Origin of the sequence: Mesorhizobium sp. M0185, assembly GCF_040322175.1 — a bacterium.
GTDB lineage: Bacteria > Pseudomonadota > Alphaproteobacteria > Rhizobiales > Rhizobiaceae > Mesorhizobium.
Window position 1 is genome coordinate 80,839 of sequence record NZ_JAMYSY010000024.1, and the last position, 10,213, is coordinate 91,051.

8 protein-coding genes are annotated in these 10,213 nt (G+C 58.8%); 2 read left to right on the forward strand and 6 right to left on the reverse strand.

Going from position 1 to position 10,213, the window contains the following annotated elements:
* Position 1 precedes the first annotated feature (1 nt).
* The 6 genes from asnB to NKJ20_RS19745 form a co-directional block, all read right to left on the reverse strand.
* A complete protein-coding gene (gene asnB, locus NKJ20_RS19720; protein ID WP_352449682.1) occupies positions 2-1,999 on the reverse strand; it encodes an asparagine synthase (glutamine-hydrolyzing) in 1,998 nt (665 codons plus the stop codon).
* 4 nt (positions 2,000-2,003) lie between these two features.
* Entirely contained in the window at positions 2,004-3,260 is a 1,257-nt protein-coding gene (locus NKJ20_RS19725) for an O-antigen ligase family protein (protein ID WP_352587405.1), read from the reverse strand.
* Positions 3,257-4,480 carry a glycosyltransferase family 4 protein gene (locus tag NKJ20_RS19730; RefSeq protein WP_352746211.1) on the reverse strand — a complete coding sequence of 408 codons (1,224 nt, stop codon included), beginning with the start codon at positions 4,478-4,480 and terminating at the stop codon, positions 3,257-3,259. The genes NKJ20_RS19725 and NKJ20_RS19730 overlap by 4 nt, the downstream gene beginning before the upstream one ends.
* A 338-nt stretch (positions 4,481-4,818) precedes the next feature.
* Positions 4,819-5,052 (reverse strand): Trm112 family protein, encoded by a 234-nt coding sequence (locus NKJ20_RS19735; RefSeq protein ID WP_023675609.1) that lies wholly within the window; start codon positions 5,050-5,052, stop codon positions 4,819-4,821.
* Positions 5,053-5,344: 292 nt separating this feature from the next.
* Positions 5,345-6,628 (reverse strand): hypothetical protein, encoded by a 1,284-nt coding sequence (locus NKJ20_RS19740; protein WP_352449685.1) that lies wholly within the window; start codon positions 6,626-6,628, stop codon positions 5,345-5,347.
* Between the two features lie 88 nt (positions 6,629-6,716).
* Entirely contained in the window at positions 6,717-7,427 is a 711-nt protein-coding gene (locus tag NKJ20_RS19745; protein WP_352449686.1) for an AAA family ATPase, read from the reverse strand.
* Positions 7,428-7,852: 425 nt separating this feature from the next.
* On the opposite strand from NKJ20_RS19745, the gene NKJ20_RS19750 reads away from it, so the two are divergent.
* Together NKJ20_RS19750 and NKJ20_RS19755 are read left to right on the forward strand one after the other, a co-directional pair.
* The gene (locus NKJ20_RS19750; RefSeq protein WP_352449687.1) at positions 7,853-8,674 is read left to right on the forward strand and encodes a class I SAM-dependent methyltransferase; all 822 of its coding nucleotides are present in this window, start codon (positions 7,853-7,855) and stop codon (positions 8,672-8,674) included.
* Between the two features lie 94 nt (positions 8,675-8,768).
* Positions 8,769-9,878: an acyltransferase family protein gene (locus tag NKJ20_RS19755; RefSeq protein WP_352746213.1), complete on the forward strand. Its 1,110-nt coding sequence runs from the start codon at positions 8,769-8,771 to the stop codon at positions 9,876-9,878.
* Positions 9,879-10,213 lie beyond the last annotated feature (335 nt).

Consider the following 10,213-nt stretch of genomic DNA (forward strand, 5'->3'; position numbering starts at 1 on the left):
CTCATACTCCTGTCAGTTCGAGCGCTGTGGACATGCCCGTTGCCGGCCCGGCGGACCGCCCGGCCTCGTTGCGCCAGGCCTGGAACATCAACGCGGGCCACAAATCGCGAGAATGATCCTGTCTTCCGTCAAGATGGTCGCGCCAGCAGGTTTCGACCTTCGCAAAGTCGAAGATCCCATCTCCGGAGAGGCGTATATCGGCGACTAGATCGCTGGCCCAGATGCGCAACGGGCCGCTCAGCCAGACTGCTATGGGAACATCGAAACCCTGCTTCGGCCGGTCGATCAGCCGTTGCGGAACATAGCGGCTAAGCAGCTGACGAAGAAGCCACTTGCCTTTGCCATTGCGGACCTTCGCATGTGCCGGCAGCCGCCAGGCGAATTCGACAACCCGATGGTCGAGAAGCGGGCACCGGCCTTCGAGGCTATTGGCCATGCTGGCGCGGTCCAACTTCACCAATATATCGTCGGGCAGGTAACCGGCCATGTCGTCGTACAAGAGACGGGACAGCAGGCCATCAAGCCGGGGGGACCCTTGAATTGATGTGGGCGGCGTGTGGAGTGCGAGGCTCCCGGTCGATGCTCCGGTCAGCCGTCGATGCAATTCGTCCTCATCTGGCGCAGCGAGCAGCCGAGCGAGGCGATGCAGCCGGTCGCTCCGCAGCGCGTGCCGTCCACTCGCCGAAAGCGGCAGCTTGCCGACGAAATCGTGACGCGCTGCACGGGCCAGCAATCCGACCCCTGCAGCAAGCGCGTGACGCAGCGGCGACGGCAGCGCATGCTGTCGTTTCAACCGCGCAGCCATGAAATGACGGGCGTAACCGGCGAAGCATTCATCGCCACCGTCGCCTGATAGGGCCACCGTAACGTGCTGGCGAGCGAGCCGCGCCACGAGCAAAGTCGGTATCTGCGATTCATCGGCGAACGGCTCATCCCAGATCCGCGGCAGTTCCGGAATGACTTCACGCGCAGCGGCTGCTGAAAGGTGGAGTTCAGTATGATCGGTGCCCAGGTGCCGCGCGACCTCCGCCGCGTGGGGAGCCTCATCAAACCCGCCTTCTCCGAAAGCGATCGTGAATGTGCGCACCGGTTTTGGCGATTGGGCCTGCATCAGCGCCACAACCGTGGAGCTGTCGAGGCCACCAGACAGAAAGGCACCCAGCGGCACATCGGCTATCATGCGTTCCCGGACGGCAAGTCGAAGCAGGTCGTCGAGTCCATCGGTCAGTTCTTCGTCGGTACCGGCGATTAGATTCTGTCGACCGTTCGCGGCGACTTCAGGCAGCGACCACCAGTGTCGGGCGCGTTGCGAAAGGGATGCGGCGCTGCGCGCCTCGGCAAAATCCGCCGCTGTCACAGACAGGACCGAGCCCGGAGGTAGCTTGAACACGCCTCGCCAGATGCAACAGTTACCCGGTACCCATCCCTTCGAAAGCATTGTCGCGGCCGCGTCGAGATCGAGCTCCTGACAGAAACCTGGAAAACGATGGATTGCCTTCAACTCGGAGGCAAAAACGAGCGCATCGCGCGTTGCAGCAACATAGAGCGGCTTCTTGCCCATTCGGTCGCGGGCGAGATGGAGGGTCCTGGTCTTTAGATCCCACAATCCAAATGCGAACATGCCAGCGAGGCGGGTGAGTGCGGTGTCGAGACCCCAGCTCTCGATTGCGCACAGCATCACTTCGGTATCGCTGGCGCCACGGAACCGATGGCCAGCGTCTTCAAGCTCGCGGCGCAGATCGCGGAAATTGTAGATCTCGCCGTTGAAGGTAATGGCATATCGGCCACTTGCCGAATGCATCGGCTGGCGTCCTGCTTCCGATAGGTCGACTATAGCCAAACGCCTGTGGCCGAAGGCAATGCCGGCTTCGCGATTGATCCAGAAGCCTTCGCCATCAGGCCCACGATGACGAAGGGCCGTCGTCATCTGGCCAATCGCCCTGAGCGGCTTGATATTGGCGGCATCGGGTGCAAGGAGAATTCCGGTAATCCCACACATGCCATCACCTCAGGTCGCTAGAGGTTGCCGAAATCGTTCGCGGCGTTCCGGCAACAAGGCAAATGGTAAGCGCAAACCACACGATTGGATGGCGGATGATCAGATGTGGCATTCCGAAGATGACGATCGACACCACCAGCACGAACAGGGCATCGAGCTTCGCACGCCATGCGCATAAAGCCGCCGCGCCGACAATCCAGGCCAGGGCCAGGACCGCAACCAAACCACCTTGAGTGTACAGATCGAGAATCGTGTTGTGAGCCTCGAAAGGCCGGGGCAGAAATTGGCTGTAGGAAATGGGCGGGCGCTCCAGATGCGGGCCAGGACCAAGGCCCAGGGATCCTGACGTTAGGCCCTTGCCCAATGCATCTCCCCAGAGATGGATTCGAAGTGCAGCGGTTTCGGCGGTCGCTTCGCCGCCCTTGTCTTTGGTAAGACTCAAGGCGAACTGTTCGACGCTGCCCACCTCCGTGACGATGTAAGGCGTCATCGACATGGCCAACGGAAGGAAGCCAATCATCAGCAGGAGGGTAACTTGCCGGGACAGGCTGACCTTGCCGTCACCGGCTGCGAGCCATGTCCGAACCCGCAGCCCAAGAAATATCAGGCCGACCAGGACCGTCGTGTAAAGATAGGTATCACTCTTCGTCAGCCTTCCGACATAGATGGTCAGGATAAGGCTGCTGAGCCCGGCCAACCTCGCCCACGGCTTGCTTGTAGTCGTCGCAAGATGCAAGGCGAGCGGACCAAGGAGTGCGCAATAGAGCGCGAGCTGGTTGGGGTTCTCGGACCAGCCTCGGAAGCGATCCCAGTACCAGGGATCGACGCCGGATTGGTGGATCCAACCCCATCCAAGTGCCAGCTGAACAATAAAGCATGCATTCGCAATAGCGACCACCCACCAGGCAGCACTGCGCAGACGGCGATCCGCGTCGGGCTCCGCGGCGGCGAGGCAGGTGACGCAGATCAGCAGCAGGTAGGCTACCACATCGTGCATCACCACCGACAGATACAGTACCGTAGTCAGGTAGCCAACGATGGTGCCAATACCCAGAGCGAGCGTGATGATCAGCCAGAAGCCCGCAACACGGATCAGGGCGGGCCTGACTACCAAGTGACCGCCGGCGAGCACCCGCCCGATCGACAGCATGATCCAAAGCGCGAGAAACAATTCGCCATAACCGTAGGGCAAGCCCGGAACTGAGAGCTGCGCCGCATACGACATGGCCACGCCGCAGGCCAGGATCGCGTCCCGGATCATCGGCGCGCTCCACCCGATCCGCGGTTTGCAGCAGGCTCTTCAAGCAACACCGGCGATGCCGGTCGAGCGAAGCCGCCCTGGGATTTGGCACTAAGGACATTGTCGTAGAGATCGCAATATTGCTCGACCACCCAGGGCAGCGGGAACTGCGTCCGGACGAGCTCGACAGAGCGAGCGCCCATGGTCCGTCCTTTCCGGCGGTCGGACAGGACCTCTATAATTCGAGAGGCAAGGCCGTTCGCATCGTGCGGGGGGACGAGATGGCCGTTCCATCCGTCCTCGACCACCTCATTGCAACCAGGCATCATCGAGGCGACGATAGGCAATCCCGCGAGCCCTGCTTCCAGCAGGACGCGCGGAATCCCTTCTCGGTATTGTGTTGGAAAGGCGAACAGATCGGCCATGCCAAGAAGGGCAGGAACGTCGCGTCGTGGACCCAAGGCGATGACATGCGGCACATGTCGATCGATCTCAGCCTTGTCCACTGCAAATGGGCCCTCGGATTCCAATGGGCCGACAAGCACGAAACGGGCATTGGGCCTTTCCGACAGGATGCGAGGGACTGCCTTGAGGAGTGTCGGGATGCCTTTCTGGCGCGTTAGCCGGCCGACAAAAATTACGATCTCGGCGGATTGGAGCCCAAGCTCTTCGCGCATTTTCATCGCCGACGGGGCAAGATGCCTTGCCATGGCGAACGCATCGACGTCGATTCCAGAACTGCGGATCACTCGTCCGCTGCCGCGTCCGATCAGTCGGTAGCGTTCAAAGAATGCCTGATCGTCCCGATTCTGGAACACCGTAGCCGCCGTCCATAACGACGAAAGCCATTGCAGTCCGCAAAAGATTGGGCGCAGGGCAAGGGCGCGCGGTTCCAGGGACGAGAACGTCCAGCCCAGACCGTTGATAGTGCGGACGACTGGAACGCTTCCGCGCACCGCAAGTGGCGTCACCAGGTTGGGCTTGGTGTCGAAGCTTTGGATAATGTCCGGCCGGAGTTCCGCCATCAGCTTTCGAATGGTTCTGATGGCGGCCCATTCTCCGCTGCTGCTGGAAAATCGGTCGAAACCGTAGCTGCGATGCGGAATGCCATGCCGCAGGAATGCGGCTTCACCGCCGCTCGACACCGCAGTAACACAGAATCCCTTCTCTCGCAGCGACATCAAGAACGGAATTCGCAGGGCATGATCCTCGCCTCCGACACACACCAGATGCGGATTCATCCTGCGTCTCCTGACCGTTCGCTGTAGCCCGATCGCGCGAAGTGGCCGGCCCTTGAATTTGCTTTCATGGTGTTGGTTTCGCTACCCATCTCGCCCAGGTCACGGTAGGGGCAGGTCTTGCCACTGTCCTCGTCTGTTTAAATGACGCAAACCCCTGTCCCGGCAGCGGGCCGCCGTACCCAGCCGGTTCAGGTCGCCGCGCCTTGCATCAAAGAGGTCGGCACTGCCCGGGTGCCGAGCGCAGAGTGGTCCGCAGACAAACGGCTCGCGCTCCGCGGCACACTTTCCTGTCATTGCTGGCTGTCGTCGGAAAGCCGCCTACTTTAGCGCGGCTCCCATCATCGTCTGGATGCGCGAAGTTTGACCACGCGGGAGGTGATCGTCCGTGCCTCCGAGGCTAGCAGGATTGGAATGCCGTCGCGAACCGGATAGGCAAGTCCTGCGCTCTTCGAAACGAGTTCATCGCGATCCGAATCCCAGGCAAGTGAGCCCTTGGTCATTGGGCATACCAACCATTCTAACAACTCAGGGTTGAAAGAGGCATTCTCTTCGGCTCGCTTATCCGTATCCATCTGCTGTTCCTTTCTCGGCCGTGACATCAACAGTGTGCTCCGGCGCGAGCGCCCTTGGCGATACAAGCCGTCACCCGACGTCATCGCTGTAATTCGTAGGATTCCGGCAAGGCTCATAAGCCTTGCAAACTGCACAATCACGCTAGGTGCAGGCTTGGCCACTGTCGTCGTCCGTTTGAATGAATCGACATCGAACGGAGCCGTATGGCGGCGAAGTTGAACGTGAGGCGTTAAAAGCGTGAATGGAGCAAGCACGATCGGCGATATCGCCATAGGCGACCGGAAGGTTTCGTTATTGAAGACCGCTCGCGGCTAATGCTCTCGAGCCGGTGTCTGATCCTTCCGGCCAGTCAATACGGGCGACGAAATCGTAAACCGGCCCGCCGGGTACTCCCCAATTGCTTGACCAGATCACCTGTGAACCGTCCGGGGACGGCGAGGCGTGGGTCTCACTCCAGTAGTCGAATGGAACGTTCTTCGTCTGCACAATGCGCCGGACCTCTCCGCTGCCGTCGATGCGCAACGCGATGACTTCCCGCGCATACGGCGCCCAAGCCGGATATTTCGATACTTCGTCCGGATTGCCCGAATAGGTAAGGAACACCCAACCGGGCCTGTCCAGCGACCTGAGCGATGCATGCTGTGCTTCACCATATCTCATGAGCGAGGTGACTTTCCCATCTGACAGCCTTCGCTTGATCACCTGGTATATGTCTGGATCGGACTTACTGATCCCCACATAGATTTCGCTGCCGTCGGCATCGACGGTCATGTCGCCATGGCCAGGCCGATGATGCTCAGTCCATTTCTGGCGCAGAACGCCGTCAACAGAAAAGATGAACGTCTGTTCAGTGTCGTCTTTCAGGTTCTGAATGCATAAGATGTTGACGCCCAGCGGCGAGATTGAGCAGGCGCCGTTGGCTCCGACAAGCTGTGCGAGATCGATTTCCGGAAATTTCCGCCGCTGTCTGAGATCGTAGGCAAAGACGACCGCTTTGCCGTCCCGGCGAACCGCGCGTACGGCAATACGGCTGCCATCACGGCTTGGATTACCTTTGTATGGCCCGAACTGGAGATTGCTACTGTCAGCCGAAACAAACAGGACCTCCTCATGATTGGTGCGTGGCGCCCAGGTCGAGATTTTCCGACCACCGACGCAGATCATCAGGTCGGGATCGTGAGGATGCCATTCGCATTCGGTCGATCGATCACGGCGAAAAAGCGGGGCGTAGGTGCGCCCATCCAGGAAGCATAAGCCGCCGCAGCCGTTGCTGATGACAAGAAGGCTCTGATCCGAATTCCAGGCCTGGGCGCTCGAATAGCGGTGGCTGCAATATTTGCTCCCGCATGCGATGCCGGCGCCGAGGATTCCGGGTTTGGTTATTCGGGTGAAAGTTGTGCCAAATGCCGCATCCTTCGCGGCGTGCAGGTAATCCGGCAGGTCCATGGCTACCGGCGCGACGAACTTTGTCGATGCGACGTCCTCTCCACTCACCGCCCCGTGGATAACTATGGATATCGCGCTGACAGCAGCTAACGTCAACGCCAAGGCAGTCTGGTAGCGAGAAAAGCGCATGTCATGTCAACTCGCGCGGTTCCTTTTCAATAATTCGATTTTCCATATTATTGGATATCTCTTGTCGACGCTTCAAAACCGCATCTCTCTAAGCTTCAACTCTTTTAAATTTCGCCCGCGTCGCGCCGAACTTGTCGACTACTCCACGCGCTATCATTTCTGTGGCGGCTGTGAGCCCGTTCGAATCTAAACTTTCGACGCAAGTTGTTGGCACGGGAAACGATCCAAGTTGTTCCCCAATGAGATTAACGTGGTCAATATGATCAAGACTGCTCTGCAGATCGACTTCGAGGAACTTCTGAATGATACCGAGGTTACGCCGGCGTTCCTTCAGACGGACCTCTAGAATTTCCCTTGGCGCCTGCAATCGGACAAGCAGATCCGGTTTGGGTAGAAGCTCGAGCGCGCGCGACACCCTTTCACGATCCGTTATGCCGCTGAACAAAACCAGTGAACATACGAATTGCACCATACCCTGGTCAAAAATTGAGATCGTGTCATTGGACGCTATTGCCGCGCGCCAAGCTTGAAGAAGAGCTTCAAGATGCCAGTTCAGGCGAGCCGCCCACAGCTCATTCTTGGGTGGAAGAATCTTAAGCACTTCTGCACCGAGAGAACGCTGTCCGATCCACTTTGAATGCAAGCCGGAGACCAGTTTGAAGGCGGCCCTTCTAACCGGATGTCGGCGGTCACCGGTCTGCAAAACAACACAGTAGCCCTGAGCTCGCAAAACGTGCACCAGCTCGGACGCTAACGTCGTCTTACCAGCACCGGACGGCCCAAATAGCTCCAAGATCATCTTTCAATCCAGACTGAGGGAAGCCTACTGGCAGTGACGTCATGTCCATTTGCTGAAGCGAACGCCCATCTCTTCCTGGGATGTCTAGCCGACGAGCCAGGAATCCGCGCCATCCGTATGAATGACGGTGTGGTCACGTTAGGATATCGACGGACGCCAAAATCGTGAACGGAAGGAGTGCGTTTCGGTCACTATCCTTCCGGATTGCCTACCGTCCGTTTACCGTTCCGTCTCCGAAAGGGGTGTGCAGTAGCCCTATTCCCCAGCACACTTCCGCGAGGGCGCGGCAGTCATGAGTTCGGCATGTCTCATCCGTTCGAGGGATGCGAGACACCCAGCCTTCTGGAAACCTTCTCTGTGATGGACGCAGCCAACTGGCCGTTTATCCCCTCTATCGCCAATAGGGCAGCTTGGTCGGCTATCCAATGAACGTGTCGGACAAAAATCTTCGATCTCATCTGCAGGAGAAATCGTATGAAAGCAGGCATATGAGCGAGAACCTCGAGCCACATCAGACGGCAGCGGCAAATACGGCTATACCTGCCAATTACAACGCCAAGGTCGCGGCAGTCGCGGCCTATGAGCTCCCGACAAAACAGAGATATCAAGATCCGGGTTTTGCGAGCTGGTACCTGAACGGCTATGCAGGCCGGTTGAAGCTGTCCACCGTTGCGTCATACGTCATTGCGCGACGGGAGCAACGCTGCGTCGCCAAGGCGCTGGAGAGGTGCAGCCCGCCTCCATCTCAGGTGCTCGATATCCCATGCGGAACCGGGAAGCTGGCCGGCGTGCTGGGCCAGCATAATTGTCGGGTGCTGGCTGCAGACATTTCAATGGAAATGATGGCCTTGGCTAAATCAGCATATGAAGGTCAATCCGGATTTCGGGGATTCATCCGATGTGACGTGACGCAGCTGCCGTTCGCCGACGAAAGCTTTGACACGGTGGTCTGCCTTCGCCTCATTCACCTTATCCCGCCACATCTCAGGCGCGACATTATCATTGAGCTCGCGCGCGTTGCCAGCCGTCGCCTGATCGTATCCTACGGCCTTGGCACCCGCCTCCAGAGAATACGGCTAAGGCTGCGGAAGATGATCACCGGAAGGATGTCGGCGCCTCATCCCGTCAATCTCACCGTTGCACGACAGGATTTCGCGGCGGCGGGGCTCAAGCTGGTACGCTCTTTTAGCGTCCTGCGGTTCCTGTCCTGCGAGCAGCTGTTCGTACTTGAGAAGGTAAAGGCTTGACCTGCCGCCGGTTTGCAGTCTTCGCGTTAGCACTGGTATTGCGGATCAGGCCGCTGATGGGTGTCAAAAGCTGAAACGGCTGTGGGAGGTAGCTGTGGAACCGGCAGGCAAGGCCATTCCGGCGCGCATGGCATCACTCGACCTGCTGCGCCTGGCTGCAGCCCTCGCGGTCGTGCTCTTTCACTATCTTTTTGGCGGCGCGATCGCGGGCAATCTCGACGTGGAATATCCTGCCGCAGCACCTTACGCCATCTACGGCTATCTCGGCGTCAATCTGTTTTTCCTGATCAGCGGTTTCGTCATCGCGTGGTCGGCCGAAGGTCGAACCTGGCAGGAATTCGCGGTCGCCCGCTTCGCCCGGCTTTATCCCGGATTCCTCGTCTGCATGACCGCGACGTTTGTTGTTCTCGTCGTCGCCAAAGATCAGCGTTTTCCGACCGATGTTCCAACCTATGTAGCCAATCTTTCCATGTTCGCCCGCCTCTTCGGCAGGCCGTCCATGGATGGCGTCTACTGGTCGATCATGCTCGAGATCCTGTTTTACGGCTGGGTTGCAGTGCTGATCTTTGCCGGCGCCTTTCAGCGCTGGAAAATACCCATCGCGGCCATCTGGCTCGCAATTTCGGCAACCAACGAGTTCTTCTTTGGGAACCCGGTGATACGCATTGTCTTCATTACAAACTATGCGCCTTTGTTTGCCGCGGGCATCCTCGCGGAAGACATCGTTGCAAGGGGCCGTTCACCGGCTGCGTTCCTGTTTCTTGCCGTCGCGTTCCTGGTGTCTTGCCAGACCGCAATGTTCTCTCATAACTGGATGCAGGAGCACTTTGGCGCAGCCATTTCGTATCCTGCTCTCTTCACCGCCAACATGGTGGTCTACGGAGTCTTCGCTGGCGCGATATTGCTCCGCTCCGTGATTGCTCCATCCAAGGCTATCATGATGCTCGGAGGGTTGACTTATCCGCTGTATCTTTTGCACCAGTATATCGGCTACATTTCGCTTAACGCGCTGGCGCCTCATGTCGGCAAGAACGCCGCATTCTTCGTCGTGTTGGCCGGGGTCCTCCTTGCCTCTTTTATCGTCTGGCGCTTCATCGAGACGCCGGTACGCAAGCCGCTCGTCCGCGCCCTGGTGTCTGGGATATATCGCCTTGCACCAGCCTCGCGGCCAATCCGGCAAACCTCTTCCGCGCGAACGTCATGATCAGGAGCTTTCGGCGGATGCCGCAGAAGATGTTTGAGTCCAACCGCCGCCTCGCGGAAAAGGCAACTGGGTAGCCCCACGACGCCTGCGCAAGCGAATACATGATCTGTGGGTCAATCCGCAGGCGAGCAGCAGGCCGGCGATCAGGCGAGACAGCACCGGGGTTCCTTCCAAGCCGCCGATGTTGCACGGCACCGCTGTTGCGGCAATGCCGGCTGCGAGGCGCATTCGCATTTCGGAAAGGCGCCGTCTAGAGCGTCGGACGTTCAGTTTGAATCGCGAGGGATTGAACGAAGCCGCTGACGCGTCATTTGGTGCGTGGGTTTGCGGATGAC

Bases quoted from the DNA above. Each gene is read 5' to 3' on its own strand.
- NKJ20_RS19725 (WP_352587405.1), bottom strand. From the start codon at position 3,260: ATGATCCGGGACGCGATCCTGGCCTGCGGCGTGGCCATGTCGTATGCG.
- asnB (WP_352449682.1), bottom strand. From the start codon at position 1,999: ATGTGTGGGATTACCGGAATTCTCCTTGCACCCGATGCCGCCAATATC.
- NKJ20_RS19735 (WP_023675609.1), bottom strand. From the start codon at position 5,052: ATGGATACGGATAAGCGAGCCGAAGAGAATGCCTCTTTCAACCCTGAG.
- NKJ20_RS19730 (WP_352746211.1), bottom strand. From the start codon at position 4,480: ATGAATCCGCATCTGGTGTGTGTCGGAGGCGAGGATCATGCCCTGCGA.
- NKJ20_RS19740 (WP_352449685.1), bottom strand. From the start codon at position 6,628: ATGCGCTTTTCTCGCTACCAGACTGCCTTGGCGTTGACGTTAGCTGCT.
- NKJ20_RS19750 (WP_352449687.1), top strand. From the start codon at position 7,853: ATGAACGTGTCGGACAAAAATCTTCGATCTCATCTGCAGGAGAAATCG.
- NKJ20_RS19745 (WP_352449686.1), bottom strand. From the start codon at position 7,427: ATGATCTTGGAGCTATTTGGGCCGTCCGGTGCTGGTAAGACGACGTTA.